The sequence below is a fragment of the uncultured Algoriphagus sp. genome (genome assembly GCF_963974835.1).
Taxonomy (GTDB): Bacteria; Bacteroidota; Bacteroidia; order Cytophagales; family Cyclobacteriaceae; genus Algoriphagus.
The window spans coordinates 756960-777326 of sequence record NZ_CAXBET010000001.1; the positions used below are offsets into that span (position 1 = coordinate 756960).

General features: G+C 38.4%; 16 protein-coding genes. 10 read left to right on the forward strand and 6 right to left on the reverse strand.

From position 1 onward, the window contains the following. Positions 1-103: 103 nt before the first annotated feature. A complete protein-coding gene (locus AACZ73_RS03470) occupies positions 104-715 on the forward strand; it encodes a superoxide dismutase (RefSeq protein WP_339875439.1) in 612 nt (203 codons plus the stop codon). A gap of 205 nt (positions 716-920) precedes the next feature. After that, complete coding sequence (locus AACZ73_RS03475; protein ID WP_339875441.1) at positions 921-3353, forward strand: TonB-dependent receptor; 2433 nt, start codon at positions 921-923, stop codon at positions 3351-3353. 44 nt (positions 3354-3397) lie between these two features. On the opposite strand, the gene AACZ73_RS03480 is transcribed toward AACZ73_RS03475, so the two are convergent. Then, the gene (locus AACZ73_RS03480) at positions 3398-4558 is read right to left on the reverse strand and encodes a hypothetical protein (RefSeq protein ID WP_339875443.1); all 1161 of its coding nucleotides are present in this window, start codon (positions 4556-4558) and stop codon (positions 3398-3400) included. A gap of 125 nt (positions 4559-4683) precedes the next feature. Next, a complete protein-coding gene (locus AACZ73_RS03485; RefSeq protein ID WP_339875445.1) occupies positions 4684-5148 on the reverse strand; it encodes a MaoC family dehydratase in 465 nt (154 codons plus the stop codon). 188 nt (positions 5149-5336) lie between these two features. On the opposite strand from AACZ73_RS03485, the gene AACZ73_RS03490 reads away from it, so the two are divergent. From AACZ73_RS03490 to mtgA, 5 genes are all read left to right on the forward strand, one after another. Beyond that, positions 5337-7199, forward strand: coding sequence for a transglutaminase-like domain-containing protein (locus AACZ73_RS03490; RefSeq protein WP_339875447.1), 1863 nt, complete (start codon positions 5337-5339; stop codon positions 7197-7199). Then, a complete protein-coding gene (locus tag AACZ73_RS03495) occupies positions 7192-9117 on the forward strand; it encodes a DUF3857 domain-containing protein (RefSeq protein WP_339875449.1) in 1926 nt (641 codons plus the stop codon). The genes AACZ73_RS03490 and AACZ73_RS03495 overlap by 8 nt, the downstream gene beginning before the upstream one ends. Beyond that, positions 9117-11033 (forward strand): DUF3857 domain-containing protein, encoded by a 1917-nt coding sequence (locus AACZ73_RS03500; RefSeq protein WP_339875451.1) that lies wholly within the window; start codon positions 9117-9119, stop codon positions 11031-11033. The genes AACZ73_RS03495 and AACZ73_RS03500 overlap by 1 nt, the downstream gene beginning before the upstream one ends. Before the next feature lie 62 nt (positions 11034-11095). Then, on the forward strand, positions 11096-11890 hold the full coding sequence (locus AACZ73_RS03505) for a methyltransferase (protein ID WP_339875453.1): 795 nt from the start codon (positions 11096-11098) through the stop codon (positions 11888-11890). A gap of 9 nt (positions 11891-11899) precedes the next feature. Further along, positions 11900-12595, forward strand: coding sequence for a monofunctional biosynthetic peptidoglycan transglycosylase (mtgA, locus tag AACZ73_RS03510; RefSeq protein ID WP_339875455.1), 696 nt, complete (start codon positions 11900-11902; stop codon positions 12593-12595). Positions 12596-13033: 438 nt separating this feature from the next. Here mtgA and AACZ73_RS03515 read toward each other — a convergent pair whose 3' ends face one another. Then, on the reverse strand, positions 13034-14761 hold the full coding sequence (locus AACZ73_RS03515) for a chloride channel protein (protein WP_339875457.1): 1728 nt from the start codon (positions 14759-14761) through the stop codon (positions 13034-13036). A 120-nt stretch (positions 14762-14881) separates the two neighbouring features. Further along, entirely contained in the window at positions 14882-15811 is a 930-nt protein-coding gene (locus tag AACZ73_RS03520; protein WP_339875459.1) for a M28 family peptidase, read from the reverse strand. Positions 15812-15880: 69 nt separating this feature from the next. Between AACZ73_RS03520 and AACZ73_RS03525 the strand changes: the two genes are divergently transcribed. Continuing rightward, entirely contained in the window at positions 15881-16867 is a 987-nt protein-coding gene (locus AACZ73_RS03525; RefSeq protein WP_339875460.1) for an NTPase, read from the forward strand. A 201-nt stretch (positions 16868-17068) separates the two neighbouring features. Here AACZ73_RS03525 and yjjX read toward each other — a convergent pair whose 3' ends face one another. Both yjjX and AACZ73_RS03535 read right to left on the reverse strand, forming a co-directional pair. Continuing rightward, entirely contained in the window at positions 17069-17635 is a 567-nt protein-coding gene (yjjX, locus tag AACZ73_RS03530) for an inosine/xanthosine triphosphatase (protein ID WP_339875462.1), read from the reverse strand. A gap of 25 nt (positions 17636-17660) precedes the next feature. Further along, entirely contained in the window at positions 17661-18368 is a 708-nt protein-coding gene (locus AACZ73_RS03535; RefSeq protein ID WP_339875464.1) for a YebC/PmpR family DNA-binding transcriptional regulator, read from the reverse strand. 145 nt (positions 18369-18513) lie between these two features. Here AACZ73_RS03535 and AACZ73_RS03540 point away from each other — a divergent pair, with 145 nt between their 5' ends. Then, positions 18514-19845 carry an NAD(P)/FAD-dependent oxidoreductase gene (locus AACZ73_RS03540; RefSeq protein ID WP_339875465.1) on the forward strand — a complete coding sequence of 444 codons (1332 nt, stop codon included), beginning with the start codon at positions 18514-18516 and terminating at the stop codon, positions 19843-19845. A gap of 94 nt (positions 19846-19939) precedes the next feature. Next, on the forward strand, positions 19940-20347 hold the full coding sequence (locus tag AACZ73_RS03545; protein ID WP_339875466.1) for a DUF4890 domain-containing protein: 408 nt from the start codon (positions 19940-19942) through the stop codon (positions 20345-20347). The last annotated feature ends 20 nt before the right edge of the window (positions 20348-20367 follow it).

Sequence of the window (20367 nt, forward strand, 5' to 3'; positions counted from 1 at the left end):
AGGAAATTATAACCTAGAGAACCTTTTTCAGCCCGCCTTGGTTGCTAAGGCAGATTATTTGCACAATTTTAAATCTATCTTTTAACCTTAAAAACTAATAACAATGGCTTTCGAACTTCCTTCTTTACCATATGCCACTACGGCTTTGGAACCAAGCATTGACGCAAAAACTATGGAAATACACCATGGCAAGCACCACAATGGATATGTAACTAACCTTAACAACGCAATTGCCGGAACTGATCTAGAGAGCAAGTCTTTAGACGAACTTCTTTTGGTAGCTGGATCAAATACAGCGGTTAGAAACAATGGCGGTGGACATTACAATCACAGCCTTTTCTGGAAGATTATGTCTCCGACAGGTGGTGGAGCTCCAACTGGCGATCTAGCTAATGCAATCAATGCCAAGTTTGGCAATTTTGAAGCTTTCAAAGAAGTATTCAATAAAGCAGCTGCCACAAGATTCGGTTCAGGCTGGGCCTGGTTGATTCTTACTGCTTCTGGCTCTCTTGAAGTTGTTTCCACTGCAAATCAGGATAATCCGTTAATGGACGTAGCTGAAATCAAGGGAACACCTATCATTGGACTCGATGTGTGGGAGCATGCATATTACCTGAATTATCAGAATTTGCGTCCTAGTTACATTGAAGCATTTTGGAATGTAATCAATTGGGATCAAGCAAATGAAAACTATGCAGAGGCATTAAAAAAATAGGCTTCGCCTGACTATTAATAAGATCCTCGGACTTCTGTCCGGGGATTTTTTTATGTTCAAAGCTGAGATATAACTGTACGATTATGATACAGTCATTTTTTTGACGAGCTGGAAAAGTTGCTTTTATGGCTTATTATCGCTGTTTCCAAGCCTTGGCATTTCTTTTTCAATAGGTGGCATACAACGCACACAAAGTACTATTGAAATGAAAACTACCAACTTACTATTTTTGACACTTTTCTGTTACCTCTTCGGATTAAGTAACCTTGCCGCCAAAGACCTTAGCCAGATTTCCGGAAAAATCATCGACCAAAATGAGCAATCAGTCCCTTATGCTAATGTGGCATTAATCGATGCTTCCAGTGGAAATCTTGTAGACGGAGCGGTATCCGATGAAAATGGAGTTTTTCTAATAGAATCTACCAAAACTGCCAAAGTAAAATTGGTAATTACTTCTATTGGTTTCACCGCCTTCGAATCTGAGGTTTTTGAGCTAGCTCCAGGATTGATAAAAGATTTTGGGACAGTGACTGTTCAGGACGAAATGACTGGACTAGATCAGGTGACCGTACAATCCACCCGACCTGAAATCATCATCGAGCCTGATAAAACTACCATTAATGTAGAGGGAACTGTAATGGCGGAAGGATCAAATGCTTTGGACGTGATCGGAAGATCTCCTGGAATATATGTGGATCAGGATGGAATAATTAATCTTAATGGCCGCACCGGAGCTACAGTAATGATCAACGATCGATTGACTTACATGAGTGCTACAGATTTAGCAAACTTCCTACGTTCAATGCCTGCGGACAATATTAAGAGTATTGAGGTGATCAATAATCCATCGGCGAGATTTGATGCCGAGGGTTCTGCAGGTGTGATTAATATCAAGCTAAAGAAAAACACAGTAGATGGGATGTTTGGAAATATTCAGGCTGGCGCCTTATATAATGGACAGTGGTTGCCAAATACTGGAGTTGCACTGAATGTGAAGAAAGGTAAGTGGAGCACAAATGCGAATCTGAATTATAATCACTATGGAAATTTCAATGATTTGGAAATCAACAGAAATTTCAGTTTGCCGGAAGGCGTTTCAAATTTCAGCCAGGATTCAAGGATTACTACGAGAAACAAAAACCTTTTTTTCAATGGGGCTGCAAATTATGAGATTAACGAAAATCAGAATATTGGATTAAATATTCAGGCATCTGACTCACGTGATAAAAATGATAATAACTCATTGACAGATATTATTACTCCGGGAGTGGCGGAGGTAAGTTATTTGGATTCTCAGAATGATGCTGAAGGTACAGGAAGTAGAATATTTGCCAACCTTCATTACGACGCTAAATTGGATACTTTAGGAACCAAGATTAGTTCAGATGTTGACTTTACCCGGATGAATTCGGACAGTGAATCCCTGCTCACTAATAGGCAATGGACCGGAGAGGATATTTCTCAGATCATGAACAGTAAGATTCTGACATTAAATGATATGTACTATAATATATTCACGGCAAAGGTTGATTTTGTGAAGCCGGTTGGCAAAGGAAATACTATTGAGACTGGTGTGAAGGGCAGTTGGGTGAAATCTGACAACAACCTAAACTTGAGTAAATCCCAAGAAGACGGACCATTCGTCCCAGATCCAAGCAGCAACAGTTTTATTTATAATGAGAATGTGCTCGCTGCATATGCTTCTTACAAGGGAAAGTTCTCAGAGAAATTGACATATCAAGTAGGACTGAGAGGAGAGCATTCAGATATCACGGGTAACTCTGTAACACTAAATCAGATAAATAATCAGAAGTACTTCAATTTATTCCCAAGTGCTTTCCTACAGCATAAACTAAGTGATAACTACCAGATCGTCTACAACGTCAATCGTAGAATTACTAGACCTAATTATCGATTATTGAATCCTTTTGTATACTACATAGATCCATTGACGACAGAAACTGGTAATCCAAATCTGACTCCTCAGTATTCTAATAATTTTGAGATGAATCATGTGCTGAAAGGAGTTTATCAGTTCACCTTGGGCTATAGTGAAACTGAAGACGCATTTATGCAAGTTTTCGTACAGAATGAAGATGATCGCACCACGACCACTTACACAGACAATTTTGACAAAACCCGCAATGCAAACTTTCGTGCAATCATCCCGGTAGATATTAAAGAGTGGTGGGCGACTTCCAATATGGTGCAAGTCAATTATAACCAATACAAATCACAGATTGGTGATGATTATCTAAACACTTCCAATACCTCGTTTATGATACGCTCTCAGCATAATCTGACCTTGCCATTGGGATTCAAAGTAGAGGTGATGGGCATCTATTTAGGACCACAGATCTGGGGACAGGGCGAGATTGCAGGATTCGGATGGGTGGATGCCGGAGTGACCAAATCAATCATGAAGGACAAAATCACCCTTTCAGTGAATGGGACTGATCTATTCCGTACGCAAGTGATCAAAGCAGACATTGACTTTGCTGCCATAGATACCAATTTCAGACAATATAGAAGTAATCAAGGTGTTCGGTTTACTTTAAAATATAATTTCTCCAAAGGAGAAAGCTTCCGAGTAAAAAGTAGCTCCGGAAGTTCGGAAGAAAGAAATAGATTGGATTAAATGATAATGTAGATTGATAAAGCCGGGTCTTTGATCCGGCTTTTCTATTTAATATTCACTTCGTAAACTGTATAAAAATCCTCTTCTACGTCAGTTTCTGCTTTTCCCAAAAACCAGAGTGCCCCATTACGACCAACATACATATCGCTGAGACCGTTAGTGATTTCAGCATCAGTGAGCAATTTGCCATCTAGATCAAGAATTTGGTAGCGAAGTTTATATTTTTCTTTGAGGCGGGAATAAAAATCTTCCCATTCTGTTTGAGACATCTTTTCCCGTGAACGTAATGCATCCTCTTCACTATATCCAGTTTCATAAGTGATTAACAGCTTATCTCCGACTTGTACCAATTTCTGAATAATACCATATGACGGATCATAGCTTATTGCTCTTGGGTCTGCTTTTTTTGGATCCTCACCCATATTTAATTTATAGTCTGTTAGCTCTAGAGGAATTCTTTTTAGTTTGGAATAGGGAGGTTCAATTTCGTAAATATTCAAAAATGGATCTATCCCAGAAATGACATACAGCTGATCATTTACCACATCAAAGGAAGTTGACAGAGTTGATGGCTCATGGGACATGTTGTTTTGGAATATACTGGCGGAATCTAATGATAGAAACTGTTCAAATGTTGTAGTTTTAGGATCAGCCCAGACTAGCTGCAAATAGGTGTCGTAAAACTCTGGTTGGGTCTTGTTGTACTCTCCACGAGCAATTGATCCAGCTAGAAGTATTTTATCATTTACAAATTTGATCTCACGCTTAGCATCTGCCCTACCACTGAAAGGTAGAATTTCATCTCTTGGGATCTTAGCACTATTCAGCAAATTGCCTTCAAGGTCGTATTCGAAGATTCCAAACATTGAAACTACCTGAATATTTTTGTTTTCATTAAATCTTCCAGCCGCCATTGGGTAAGAGCCAAATCCATCTGGAGCATCCCTGTTTTTACTGAATTCACCGAGAATTTTTCCTTCAAAATCAGTACTGACGAATTTCATTTTTTGAGGATCAAAAAGCAGAATCATTTTGAAATCCGGATTGACATCCATGAGGTTGAGTTTACCGATGTAGTCTATACGAATTGAGTCAGTGATCTCTAAGTTAAGATTACTGACTTCTGTTTCTGAAGAAGAACTAGGTGATTCGCAAGCAAAAAATGAAAATGCTAAAAGGATAATAAGAGCTGAAATAAGTTTCATATAATTAGAGATTGGCATCAACTAATATATTTGCTCAACTTTTAATTACCTAATCGTACTATTGATTTTATATTTATATTTCGCTTAAACAGAGAGTTTTAACATTAAATAAGGAGTACTAAGACTTACTGAAAGTGATATAAGAAGATCAGCACACCCGTAAAAGCAGGCTTCTTTTGATCTTTGATTTCGAGTTTTACCTCTACCTCGGCCTTCACAGTTCCCCGCAGATTAGCTACATTCTTTAATTTTGCAGCCAGACGTACCTCACTATCCACGAGCACTGGATTTGCAAATCGGAGCGACTCAATGCCATAGTTGATCATCATTTTTAAATTCCTCACATCCACAATTTGTTCCCATAGATGAGGGACAATGCTAAGCGTGAGATAGCCATGTGCAATCGTGTTACCAAAAGCGCCTTCGACTTTTGCTCGATCCGGGTCCGTGTGGATCCATTGATGGTCATGTGTTGCTTTGGCAAAAATATTTATCTGCTCTTGGGTGATGTGGAAATATTCAGAGGTCCCTAGATCTTGTCCGTTATGCTGTTCGAACTCTTCAAAACTACCAATAATTACAGGAGGCATGGGGTTATTTCATTTGTTAGAGGCCAAATTAGGGAAGTTTTGCCCGTATTTACAAGCGAAATAATTTAGTATTAAGGCAACTTTACGGGCTGAGATAAGTGCATATTTTACTAAAATTATTTTTTTAATAGAAGTTTAGTTTTATTAAAAATCCTTCTACTTTGTGCGATATATTAGGCGATTTTCTTATGTATTTAATAATTGTAGTTGCTCACTTGTTATTTGGATTTCAACATCCAGCTGATTCTATAACTAAAGTTGATCCAGTTCCTGTTCACTCATTTCTTTCAGAAAATCAGCGAATTGAAATATTAGATTCTTATGAAGTTATAGAAACTATTGAAAGAAAATTTACAATTTTTTCTCCGGAAGGATTACCACATGCCTTCACTTCTGTCTTCTATGATAAGCTTGTAGAAATAGAAAATGTAGAGATAGAAATAATAGATCCTGAGAGTGGTAAAACTATACAAAAAGCAAAGGCTAGAGATATGAATGATGCTTCTATATATTCCACCAGTAGCATCTTTGACGACAATAGACATAAATATTATGAAATAAGAAGCAGCAAATTTCCAGTTGAGGTCAATGTTAAAATAAAAACAAAATCGTCCAGCAATTTCCAAATTGGTAATTGGATTCCAGTACAACGCTATAATCAAAAGGTAACTAAGTCTGTACTTACAGTAGTATATCCGGAGAAAATTGGGATTCGGTATAAAGCTCTGAATCTGCTTGGAGAAAAGTCTGAAAAAATTGTTGATAATAAAGTAGAAGTGACTTGGGTGGAAACTGATCTGCCCGTCCAAACTCCCGACTTGAAAAAGGAAGATGATCACAAGCTACTGCTAGCACCTATAGGATTTGCCATGGGGGATTATGTAGGAAAGATGGAAGATTGGTCAGGACTTGCTGCCTGGCAATACAAACTTAATGAAGGGCGTAAGACTTTACCTCCAGCTTTTAAGGCCAAGCTTTTTGAAATGGTCTCTAAGGCTGAAACGGACTATGAGAAGATTCAAATCCTCTATGGATATCTGCAAAAAAACTACCGCTATGTAAGCATTCAGCTAGGAATTGGTGGATGGCAGACCATGCTTGCTGAAGATGTTGTAAAATACTCTTATGGAGATTGCAAAGGTTTGACAAATCTAATGCAAGCTATGCTAAGTGCAGTTGAAATTCCTTCAAATTACACATTGGTGCTAGCGGGAAAAGATGCTGACGATATCGAGATTGATCTTCCCTCCAGTCAGTTCAACCACGTGATCTTACAAGTTCCAATGAAAGATGGCAAAAGTCCAATATGGCTGGAGTGCACTTCCAATTCTCTTCCTGCGGGATTTCTTGGAGATTTTACCAAGGATAGGCACGTGCTGGTGATCAATGAAAAAGGTGGCTACCTCACCAAGACACCTTCCTATAATTCATCTGACTGGAATGCTATACACAGTAAAAATGAGGTCATTATTAACAAAGAAGGTAATGCAACCATCTCTACAAAAATAAATGTGGAGGGAAATTTTGCGGAGAACATTCTCTCGGTTAAGCAATACATGGATACCAGACAGCAGAGGGATTATTTCAATCGCAATTCTCCTGTCTCCGGTTTGATCATAGATCAGTATGAACTTAACGTTGATCGCAAAGACTCCCTGTTATTGGCAGACGTCCGCTACGATGGATTTATTCAGAAATTTGTACAGAATACTTCCAAGCGTCTGATTCTAAAGCCGTTTTTGGGGAAGATAACTGAGGAAATGCTTGCCAATAATTCTTTGAACCAGATTGATGAATATCAGATTGAACTTCCTGAAGCTATGGATGCTGAAAATTTATCTGAAAATATCGTGCTGGAGGAACAAGGAGTAAAAGTGACGCTGCAGACTAAGCTTGATGGAAAAAAGCTTAATGTCAGCAGAGGAATTAATCTATCCCTCGATGAAACATTCACTGATGAATCTAAAACAGAACTTATAAAACGTATAAACTCATTAGGCGCAACAAATTTCTATTTTATCAAAAACATATCTGCCCAATCACATGAATAAAACTCTACTTACCCTTGTTTGTTTACTTGTTTCCAGTCTGGCTTTTTCCCAATCGTATAAGATGGGTGAGTTCGATGAAAGTGATATTGGCCTATCCGAAGTGCCCTATGAGAAAGATGCTCCAGCCGTAATATTGGTCTCCCAGGGAGACTCGAAATTCTTCTCAGGAATATTGGAAACCACCTATTATGTTCGGTTGAAAGTTCTGGCAGATGCGGGCAAAGAGTATGCTGATATTCGAGTACGTTATTACGTTGGCGGTAAAGGCACTGAAAACATAAGTGCGATAAAAGCACAGACAACAAATTTTGAAAATGGAAAGGGAGAAACCATTAAGGTTTCCAAGGATGGGATTTTTGATGTGGATCTGAATGATGGCTATCGGGAGATGCGGATCTCATTTCCTAATGTACAGGTAGGGTCAATTATTGAATATCAATATAAGAAGGCTGATAAAAATATCACATTCATCGACGGGTGGACATTTCAAAATAAATTACCTACACTTTATAGCAAGTATGGGATTAAAATGATCCCGTCCTTAGAATATAGGACGCTGGGCCAAGGACAAAACTATTCAGTAAACGTAGAAAAATCTTCTGAATATGATAATCATAGTTGGACTCTCAGGAATATTCATTCTCTTAAAGAAGAGCCATTTATGAAGAATTATAGGGATTATGTGGATAGGATAGAGTTTCAATTAGCATCGTACCAAATCTCAGGTTTGAATGGACCAGAATGGAAGAATATGTTGAATACTTGGGAGGTGCTCGGAAATGAAGTAATCTCTATTTATAATCAAAAAGGTTTTTATAGAAGCAATCCCATTGAGAAGGAATTGCTTGAGGTGAATTTAAAAGGAAATACACAGTTAGAAACTGCGAAAAATGCTTACTATTATTTAAGAAATAACTTTAGGGTGGAGGGAGAAGATTGGATTTATCCGGAGCAAAACCTTAATCAGCTATTAAAATCAAAAGTAGGAAGCCCAGCGGAACTCATGTTGGCACTAATGGGAGTATTAAAGTCTGAAGGAATAACGTGCGAACCTGTTTTGATCGGCAGTAAAGGCTATGGCCGCAGTGACATAGTTCCCTTTCCATTTCTAAACCAGTTTGATGAAATCATTTTGCTTGCTGATCTAGATGGTAAACCGCAATATTTGGACTTGTCTCTCTCGGATGCACCTTTTGGATATGTGGACCTGGACAAGCATGTTTCAGGTGGATTGTATTTGCAAAAAGAACAAAGCAGACTAATTCCTATAGCCATTCAACATAATTCCAATTCCTCATATTACAGTCAGGTAAAGTTAAATGAAGAAGGCCAATTGGTGATGCAGAATTCTCTCCGAAATTTTAGTTATAGAGGTCTCAACTTGGCTCAGAAGATAGAAGGGATTCAAAAAAGAAATGAAACTTTGGAAAAGCTCTTCGATGAAGAAGAAGGTGTGGTTTATGAAAATTTTAAAGTGAATAATATCCTGGAAGAAAAGGATATGGTAACTATAAATTTTGACATGAAATTCGCTGAGAATGTTGATGAAGAAATGATTCTCTTTAGTCCACTTAAATTTTCTTCATTTGCAGAAAATCCTTTTACACAAGAGTATCGGGTTTTTCCAGTTGATTTTGGATATGCATTTACTGAGACATACAATACTATAGTTAGTGTCCCTAACGGATATGAAATAGACGATTATCCGCTGGAGGCGGGTTATACCATAGAAGGAGAATATGTGACTTTTATTTACTCCCCTTCAATAATAAATGATAATCTTAAAATTACAGCTAGGCTTATGGTGAATGCTCCACTGATCCCAGCAAGCGAATATCAAAATCTGAAGTATTTTATGGAAAGTGTAGCATCAAAACTTTCTGAGCCTGTGGTCTTAAAAAAGCAATCTAATCCCTAATGAGACTGAATTTCGGGGGATTTAAAATCCCCTGCTTTCTCATTTTACTTTTCCCTTTATTGTCACATGGTCAGGTTGTATTTGGTGAGTATTCTGAAGAAGAATTAGCACTTGAACTTGTCCCGTTTGAACCCGAAGCGAAACAGGTGACCTTATATGAGGAGGCAAACTCCTATTTTAAAATTAATGGTATATACACTGACTATAGCTTCAGAATTAAGGTTTTGGATGACAATTCAGAAGGTTTTGGAGATTTTAGGATTCTTTTCTACAAAGGAGATTACCTAACTGAGGATATCACAAGGCTAAAAGCACAAGTAAGCTATCTGGACGGTGCGGAAAGAAAAATAGTGCAGCTTTCCAATAAGGTTCATATCAAAGAAGTTGATTTAGGCGATGGGATGTTTGAGTTCCGAATAGTTTTTCCAAATGTGAAAAAAGGATCTATTTTGGAATATACTTACACCAAAATGGATCGCTCCATTAGTTTATTGGATGGTTGGGCTTTTCAAAAAAACATCCCTGCGTTAGTAAGTAAATATACTTTTAAAGCTCCTGATTTTTACCAATACCAAATGATCACTCAGGGAAAGGTACTTCAGGAAGTTGCTCAAATATCTGATAGAAAGAATACCTATTCTTGGACTGTAAAGAATATTCACTCTCTTCCTGAGGAGCCACATGTGGGAAGCATAATGGATTTTCAGGTTAGAGTAGACGGATATCTCTTTACCAGTGAGTATGTGGATGAGAAAACAGTGGAAACATCGGATATTTTTTATGCATCATGGAATCAGACTGCAAATATGCTATTGAAAGGGACTGAGACAGCTACCTATTTAGGAGGGAAGGTCGCAAAAGCTAAATACCCCGAAGTAGTATTTAAAGACTCCACCCAGAAAGCTACTGCAATTAAGATTTTCGATTACGTTTCAAGAAATTATAAGGCATACTCTTCACGCTGGCTAGAACCCTATTATACGGTGCAGGATTTTTTAGTAAAGAAGGAAGGGAATAGCTTCGATAAGAATTTATTGCTTTCACATTTATTGAAGTTAGAGGGTATAGATTCTTATATAGTGATGGTAAACGAGCGTGGAATAGGTAGAAGTACTTTGATTGAAAAGCCATATATCAATCAATTTCGTAGCTCTATTTTGCTAACGAAGATAGATGGCGAAGAAGTTTTTTTGGATGCCGCTGACTCCATTACCCCTTTTGGTCTGGTGCCGATGAGAAAGTTTGTTCCAAGAGGATTTTTCATGGAGGAAAACAAAGGAAGATTAGATAATATCAAAGTAAAGCATCGCTCTGGAATTATTCACTTAGTTAATTTGGAGGTTGATTCCACGCAAAATCTTCAACTTTCCCATACGCTGAGATTTTTGGATTACAGTGCAATGGAAGCTGTAGATATGCTGGAGAATAGTTCTTATGAGAAATCATTGAAGGAAATGGGGATTGATGCGGAAATAATTGATTTCACTTATGACAATCAGCTGAAGGATAAACGAATGGTGACTATGCGGTATAAAACAGATGTGGAAACCTCTGACGACTTTGTATTTGTAAAGCCGTTTGAACTTTCTTCTTTCGCAAACAACCCTTTTACTCAGGATAGCAGAATACTTCCTATAGAATTTGATTTCCCGATTTTCGAAAGTTTTAATGTTAGTTTCACCATCCCCGAAGGATATGTGTTGGATGATTTTCCTGAGGATCAAGTAATTACAATTCCTTCCAAGGGAGTAAAATTCTCTTTTCAGGTAGATGCGTTAGAAAAAGAGTTGAAGGTCAGTTCTAAGGTTGAATTAATAAATTCCACATTTCCTGCATTGGAATACGGTGATCTAAAATTTATCATGGAAAGCGTCGCGTCAAAAATGTCTGAGCCAATTATATTAAAGAAGCTATAAAATAGGATAATTACCATTATCCTATTTTTAAATGATAATTTCGAATCCAAAATCGAAGGCAAATGACGACGTACTTACACGGATTTATCCCGGCTGAGCAGCAGCGACTGATGGATCAGGCGGGAGTGCTCGGATCCCTTATTTATAGTAGAATCGATTTTGATGGATGCAAAAAGCTACTTGAAATCGGATCAGGAGTAGGAGCACAGACAGACACCTTGCTGAGACTATATCCTAATGTGGAGATAACTTGCGTTGATTATTCTCAAAGCCAAATTGAAAGAGCCAAACAGAATTTGGCCTTTGCTGAAGATAGGCTAAGATTTGTCTGCCAAGATGCTATAAAGTTGAAGCTGGATGGGAAGTATGATAGTTTGTTTGTCTGCTGGACTTTGGAACACATTCCTAATGCCTATGATGTTTTGGAAGCTATTAAACCCTACTTACTTTCTGGTGCTAAACTTTGGTTTACTGAGGTATTTAATTCTAGTTTTTACTTTAACCCTCCCTTATCTGGATTGTCCAAATACTATGATGCGTATAATCGTTTCCAGAGAAGTATCGGGGGGAATCCTGACATAGGAGCCAATCTTGGAAATTTGCTTTTGCAAGCTGGGTACAAAGAAATCGAATTATTTCATGGAGGATTTCATCTTGATCAGAGAACTCCGGGTGACCTTAAAAAGATTACACAGTATTGGAAAGGATTGATGAAAAGTGCTGGTTTAGGGATGATAGATGCCGGACTAATTTCATCTCATGATATTTTGGCTATGGAAAATGATCTTGATTTACTCTCAGAAGATGAAAATGCAGTCTTCTTCTACCATTTTGTACAGATTAGTGCTACAGTTTAACTTTGTTTTATGAAGATTTTAAAATGGGTTTGGAGATTGATTTGGAAAGTCACGATGTGGTTTTTTATTATTTCCATAGGACTGACTGTAATCTACCGATTTCTACCTGTGCCCATCACACCATTAATGGTGATTCGTTTTTTTGAGCAAACCTTTGATTCAGAAAAGGAAGTTCGTTTTCGCAAAGACTGGGTACCTTTTAGTGAGATTTCCAAAAACGCCCCACAGGCTGTTTTTGCTGCAGAAGATCAAAAATTTCTGGATCATCATGGGTTTGATATTGATGCTATGGAAAAAGCCTGGGAGAATAATAAAAAGGGAAAGCGAGTGAAAGGAGCAAGTACAATTACTCAGCAGACAGTAAAGAATGTGTTTTTGTGGCCTTCTAGAACTTATCTAAGAAAAGGGCTTGAAGCCTATTTCACAGTACTGGTAGAACTCATCTGGCCTAAGGAGCGAATCATGGAAGTGTACCTGAATGTGATAGAAATGGGAGATGGAATCTATGGGATTGAAGCTGCTTCTCAGACCTTCTTCAATAAACCTGCTGCCAAACTTAATCGTAATCAGGCTGCTCTCATCGCTGCAGTACTCCCTAATCCACGACGCTGGTCGCCTGCAAAGCCAACTGGCTATATCACTGGTCGACAAAGCTGGATCCTGAGGCAAATGAATAATCTACCTCCAATCGGTATGGGTATATAAGAGTTGGATTTCCCCTGTTAAATTTGGATTATTTTACTGATTTGATAGTATAATTCCTTCAATTGAGTTTGAGGGATGCATGAATATATTTTTATTAAACTGAAAAATGCTTGTTCAGAATTTTATTTTAGAAACGGGCGATATCGGACGTGTTTTTGGATTTGAAAGGCGACATCACAACAGATTTTAAATAGCGGAAAACCCCTTTCTAAAGGCTTTATTTGCGGTTTAAAAAATGCAAGAGATTTTTATCCACATTTTAGATAATTTATCCACACTTATTAACACAACACTTCTAACTATCAGTAATTCAGATATTTATAAGTAAGTTTTTAAAGGTAATATTGTGGATAAAGGAGGCTAACTTGAAAAAACTTCTTATTATATGCGAGTAAATAAGTGGATAATCTGTACCTCCAAAGATTCTTCTTAAATCGATTAATCCTGCTTTTGTTTAATGAGGCGTTTTCGGTATGCATTGAAGATTCTAGACTTTGACACGAAGCCTAAATATTTACCATCTTCTATTACAGGGAGGTTCCAAGCACCCGATAATTCAAATTTCTCCATTGCTTTTTGCATATTCTCAGTAGCCAATAGGATTTCTGGAGGACTGTGCATCAGTTCTTTGATGAGAATTCTTTCTTGCTTTTCCCTATCAAACATAATGTCCCTGATATCATCCAAAGTAACTATTCCACGTAAAGCTTTGTGCTCATCTACAACAGGAAAAATATTCCTTTTAGAGATTTTTACAAGGCTGATTAAATCTTTCAGTTTGGAATCAGGATGTATTGGAAGTAGGTCCCGCTCGATTACATGGGTGATTGTGATGAGTTCAAGTAGCTCCTGATCTTTTGATTCTGGAAGGTGTCGACCCTTTTCCTTGAGCTGTAGCATATAGATGCTATCTTTCTGATAAGCTGTTTTGGTGACGTATGAGATTGCTGAGACAAACATTAATGGAATGAAGAGTTCGTATCCTCCAGTGATTTCTGCGATTAAGAATATTGCCGAAAGTGGAGCGTGCTGAGCCCCAGCCATTACCCCACACATGGCGACTAAAGTAAAGTGGGCCAGCGGAAGCGGAATCGTAAAGTGGAATAGGTTGCTGGAATACGCAAAAAGAAAACCTAATATGCCTCCAACATAAAGTGAAGGTGCAAAGACTCCTCCGCTCCCGCCAGCACCGAGTGTAACTGCGGCTGCTACAGGTTTAACCAGGATTATAAAAATCAAGAAAACGATAATCAAATATGGATTTTCAATAATTGAAAAGAAGGGGCTTTTTTCCAACAACTGACTTGAATTTCCCTCTATGAGTGTATTCAGGGTATCATACCCCTCGCCATAGATTGGAGGCAGGAAAAATACCATGATTCCCAAAATAGCTCCCCCATAGAGAATTCTCAATGCTTGGCTTTCCAGACCTTCCATAAGAGATTCTGTCTTTCGCACTGCTTGGCTGAAATAGAGAGAAACCAATCCACATGCAATTCCCAACAGTAAGTAATAAGGCATATGCGACGCCTGAAAACTATCTGTCAATTTGAAATTAAATGCTGAATCTTTACCAATAAGAACCATGGAGGTCAAAGAACCAGTCACTGTGGCTATCAGTAGCGGAATAAAGCTAGCTGTACTGATCTCCATCAAGATAACTTCAATAGCGAAAATCACTCCTCCAATAGGAGCTCCGAAAATGGAAGAAATCGCTGCTGCTGCTCCACAACCTATCAAAAGCGTTCGCTTTTTGGCATTTAGATGTACCAGAGAACCTACATTGGAGCCAATGGCCGATCCCGTAACCAGCATAGGAGCTTCAAGACCCACTGATCCTCCAAACCCTACTGTAATGGCAGAAGTGAACACCCGACTGTAGGTCTTTACTCTAGCTATGATGCTTTGTTTCTTTGATATTGTAAATAGAATATCCGGTATACCATGACCCCCTCCATCTTTGAAAATAAATTTTCCAAGGAAATAGGCCGCCGAAATACCTATAAGTGGGTATATGATATAGAGAAAATTAGCATATTCTTTATAGAATCCTTCTGTAAGAAAATGCTGTATCGCATGAACACTTTGTTTTAGAATAACTGCGGCAAGGCCAGAGAGAATTCCAATTATCCCACTAAGAATTAGGATAAAGGTTTGGTTGCTCATGTGTCTGAGCCTCCATATCAAGAGCCTGGTGATGAAGTCTGGTTTAGCCAAAATATCGCGTTAGTAGCGTGCTTTAAATTCTAATGTAAGTAAGAAGTATATGAATGAAAAGAGTATTCGCTACTCTTTAGGTAATTCTGCGTCCAATGCTAAGGTACACTTCAGGATAAGATTGACCGCATTGACATAAAAATCCTCATCTATATTTTCAAAAGAATCACTTGGCTTATGATAATCTGGATGATCCTCTACTCCAAAATAGATGTGAGGGACATTCGCAGTGAAGAAAGGACCATGGTCTGAAGATTGGGTCCAGTTATCCCCGCCAGTATTTGGCTCATCATGCCCAAACATCAGCTTGGGAGTGGATCCATTTGCTGCAGATTCCAGAATAGTCTTTAGTGATGGATTATAATATGTACCAGATGCGTATAATTCTCCTTTTTCATTTCTGGAAATCATATCCATATTAATATTTAATACGACTTGATCCATAGCGAATGGAAAGTCTTTCACAAGCGCTTTAGCTCCCTGTAAACCCATCTCTTCGCCATCCAAAGCAGCAAAAATCATAGAATGCTCCGGCCTGTTTTCTTTGAAATATTTTGCCAGCTCAATCAACGCAGCCGTTCCAGAAGCATTATCATCTGCTCCATTGTATATTGAGTCACCTGATGCGTTGGGTTTTCCTATACCGACGTGATCATAATGGGCTGTAATGACTATTAACTTCTTGGTGGAATTACCAGCTACGAAGCCCACAATATTTACTGCGTCCTCGTAGGTCTTTTTTTCTCTTCTGTTTTCAAAACTGAATTTCTGCTGATGATCTTCGTAATGTGTTTGCAGTTCCATACTTTTGAATTGATCCAAAATAAATTTCCTTGCTTCTAAGTTTCCTTCGCTGCCTGTTTTCCTTCCTTTTAGCTCATCTGAGGACAAAAACTTAATATTTTCCAGTAGGCTTTTGCTAGCAATACTTTGGCAGTTTGCCTGAAGAATAACTAGAAATAATAAACAACTTAGGGCACTTTTGATTGTTGGATGCATCAATGAAAGTATTTTGCGTTATGTATATTGGTAAAATTAATAAGCTTAGTGGATCACACCTCTGAATTCATGAAATATAATATCCTGCTAGTTATTATTCTATGTACAAATCTTTCCTTGGTTTCTGCTCAGGGGAATTTACCACAGACATTTTTTGATGGAAAATCTGTGGTATTTATTTCTGCTGATCCGGGAGCTAGACCAGTCATGACATGGATGGAAGTGGCAGATAGCATTCATAATTCCCTCGTAAAAGCTGGTGGGGATCCTGTAGCATATTATGAGTTGGAGAAAGTAGCACTTTCGGAGGCTGTTCAGGCTGTTTATGCTAAAGAATTTCAAAGCAGAATTGTTAAAAATATTATTCTGGTGACCCGACAAAAGGATAGAATGAGCATTCATGTGGCGCCATTTTCGGGAGACGGACAGATTATTCCTTCTACATCATTATTTGGAATTAGTGGTAGTGATATAGGAGAGGCTGCAAGTCAGTTTGCCTTAATCGGGAAGAATCAACCTTCTCATAATATCTTGGTATTGGATGTGCCTGAATTTCTTACAGTTGAAGCTGCGGAAACTTCTACCAGTGAAAAGTTTTTAGCAAGTAACCCTCTTAATCTTGATGTATTTAAATTGGGAATTACAATTGAAGGATCATCAGCGCAGACAGGCTTGCTGAGTTATTTTAGATATGACATGTATGGCAAATCGCAAGGGGCAATTTTGGCTGATCAAGCAGCTCAGAAATCCGGGATAGAGCAAGTACTTAAGCAGGAATATCCATATCAAATCGAATGGCTTACAGAAGCAAAAACGGATCAGGAGTTGATTAGCGATAGAGTCCAATTCCTTTTAGTTAAGGTAGAAGGAAGAGAGGCAGATTTGATGAAGAGCATGGGATTGGAGCCTAAAGAAAGCGAGGAAGGTTCTCGTATTGTAGTAAAATATTACATCAAATTATTAGTTCGAGATGAACTCTATATTGGGCCCGAATGGGATGCGGACCCAGATTGGAGAATTGCATTACACAATTTCTTAAGAAATTTAAAAAAATAGACCTCTCATCTGAGAGGTCTATAGCTACTTAATGATAGGGGTGATTTAAGCAACTTTTACTACCGTTGATGTCCAAAAGCGAATTGTAATATTCCGTAACATTTGGATAAATCAAAGTTTTAAATTTCAATTATTCAATAATACTCATTTTTTTTTCGAATATGAGAAACTTTTATAAAAAAATTATAGAAACCATTTCATTTAATAAAGGTCCTTATTTAGAAATGGAATAAGGGCAAGTATAATCGCCTGATTATAATAGCCTTGTCTTGTTAAAGTTCCGTGAGTTAGAATTCCTACAGATCCTCCATTTTGCTTGGAATTTTCTTGCTTGAAAAATTCATCGTCAGCTTCACCAAGTTCCATACCCGAATGAATTAGCTTGGCTATCCCTTCTGGAAGATAGAAAGTGCCAGTCTTTGATTTTCCATTCAATCCTGATTTATCTTCAATAAATATCCATGCAAAAGCATACATTCCTCGTTCATCTTCTGCGATACCACCTTCTATACCCACCCAATAATCTGCTTCCGGGAAGCTTGATTTAGCATTCATTACCCGGTTTCTTGCTCCCAGATAAGTTTCATCATCACCTCTGGGTTGATTTGATACTTGAGATGCTGCATGAATCCCGTTTACAACAAAGCCCTTAAGGAATGCTTCAGTGAATGCAGACTCTGTGCAGGCTACTTTTACTGGATTTTTGCTTCCGACAATTATTAGTGGCTTTTGTGAAGCCTGAAAATTTTCTCTTTTGGGGAAATTCATAGAATAAAAAAGCCTAGGCAGGTGCCTAGGCCATGTTTGTGAAAATTTGGTTTACGTCATCATCCTCTTCCATTTTTTCGATCATCTTATTGATGATCTCTTCCTGCTCTTCATCAAGCTCAGTAAGGGTGGAGGGGAAGCGCTGAAAATCCGCGCTGATTACTTCAATATGTTTCTCTTCAAGTGCTTTTTGCATTGTTCCGAAGTCTTCAAACTCCGTGTAAACGAAAATCTCTCCTTCGTTTTCATCTATATCAACTAATCCAAAATCAATTAATTCAAACTCCAGTTCTTCGAGATCAAAGTCTGCTTTTGCAAATCGGAAAACAGCTTTTCTATCGAACATGAATACCACCGAGCCAGAAGTACCTAGTGAACCACCGGCTTTGGAGAAATAGCTCCTTACGTTAGCTACCGTACGATTGATGTTGTCTGTGGAGGTTTCTACTACTACAGCGATTCCAAATGGCCCATAACCTTCATAAACTACTTCCTCATAATCTTTCTCGTCTTTATTTGAAGCACGCTTGATGGCCGCTTCTATTCTGTCCTTGGGCATTTGGGCACCCTTGGCATTTTGTATTATGGTACGAAGTCTGGGATTTGAAGCAGGATCAGGTCCACCTGATTTTACCGCCATTACGATTTCTTTGCCTAGTCGCGTGAAAACTTTGGACATTTTGTCCCAACGCTTGAATTTTCGTTCTTTTCTGAATTCAAATGCTCTTCCCATGGTTATAAATATTAGGGTGGTAAAATTAGCAATTCTTTTCGTTTAGGCTGAAAAATCAGATGTTCAAAGAAAAGATTTGGTAATTTCCATTCAGAAATTTGCCCAAAATATCCAGTACCCGATAAGTAATTAAAACACTCTTACCATGCCGGATTTTCTATCCCAACCTCTGCCAAATATTCCTAAATCGGATTTGCCAAAAGTAGTAATTGTGGGAGCTGGCTTCGGTGGCTTGAAGTTAGCCATGAAGCTGATGAATAAGAAATTTCAAGTAATCCTCCTTGACAAGCACAACTATCATCAATTTCAGCCACTTTTTTACCAAGTGGCCACCTCTGGATTGGAGCCGAGCGCTATTTCATTTCCTCTTCGTAAGATTTTCCACGGGACTAAAAATGCTACTTTTCGGATGGCCCAAGTGGATCATTTTGATCCTAAGATAAAGCGAGTCTATACCGATATGGGCTACCTGGATTACACCTACCTAGTAATGGCTATGGGAGCTGATACAAATTACTTTGGAAACAAAAACATTGAAGAGACTTCTTCTCCAATGAAAACTGTGTCAGAAGCACTTTATATACGGAATAAAATAATTTCAAATTACGAGCGAGCGATCAATATAGAAAAGTCAGAGGACCGCAAATCACTGATGAATATGGTAATTGTGGGTGGAGGTCCTACTGGAGTGGAGCTGGCGGGAGCAATGGCCGATCTCAGGAACAATGTTTTTCCCAAAGATTACCCTGAGCTGAATTTTCAGAATATGAAGATAGTTCTCATAGAAGCTGGGCCAGAGCTCTTGCCTCCAATGTCCAAAAAATCCAAGGAATATGCTTTGAAATACTTGGAGGATCTAGGAGTAGATGTGATGCTCAACACGATGGTGCAAGATTATAATGGCAATGAAGTTATATTGAAGGACAAAGAGCCTATTCAAACCCAGACATTATTATGGGCTGCGGGTATTAAGCCAAATAGGATTGGTGGATTAGAGGATGAAATGTACGCCCCAAATGGGAGGATATATGTGGATGATTTTTCAGAAATTAAAGGATGTCCAGATGTCTATGCGCTAGGAGATATTAGCATCATGATCCAAGAAGATTATCCTAGAGGGCATCCTCAGGTAGCACAGGTTGCGATTCAACAGGCGGTTTGTCTTGCGAATAATCTTCAGAAAATTGAGGAAGGGAAGCAAAGGAAGATTTTCAAATATAAAGATTTAGGCTCTATGGCTACTGTGGGTAGAAAACTTGCGGTGGTTGATTTGCCTTTTATTAAGTTTCAAGGAATACTTGCCTGGTTTACATGGCTATTTGTGCACCTGATGGCTATTCTTGGGGTGAAAAATAAAGTGGTCATATTTCTGGACTGGTCTTGGAATTACCTAAGCTTTGATCCAAGTCTCAGATTATTGATCAAACCAAAAGAAGTGAGGCCAAGCGAGCGTAAAGAATTGACCGAGGAGAGATAGGTCTTTTAGATTTCTTAACAAAAACCCTTTTGGTTTCAATTAAACCGAGACTAGCAGGAGCTGTCTAATCAACGTAACTAAATAAACAAAACGCATGAAGAGATGGATTTTCGCTACTGGCTTGTTGTTAATGATTAGCCTAAGCACAATGGCACAGAAAAGAGAGGGTGAAAGACCAAGTCCGGAAGAAAGGGCTCAAAGAAATACCGATCGAATGGCTGAGGCTCTTACACTAACGGATGCTCAGAAAAAGCAGATTTTGGATATCAATCTTGAATATGCTATGAAAAAGGAGGCTGAAATGGAAGCTAGAAAAGCACAAATGGATGCTAAAAGAGCTGAGTTAAAAGAACAGGATGCTAAAATTCAGGCTGTGTTAACTGAAGAACAAAGGACTAAGTGGACGGAAATTAAAGCTGAAAGAATGGAAGATCGTAGAAGAGGCAGGCCCAATGCCCAGATAGAAGGAGATCCTAGAAAAGGGAGAAAAGGCGTCAACTAGTCTTAAAAAGAAAAAAATAA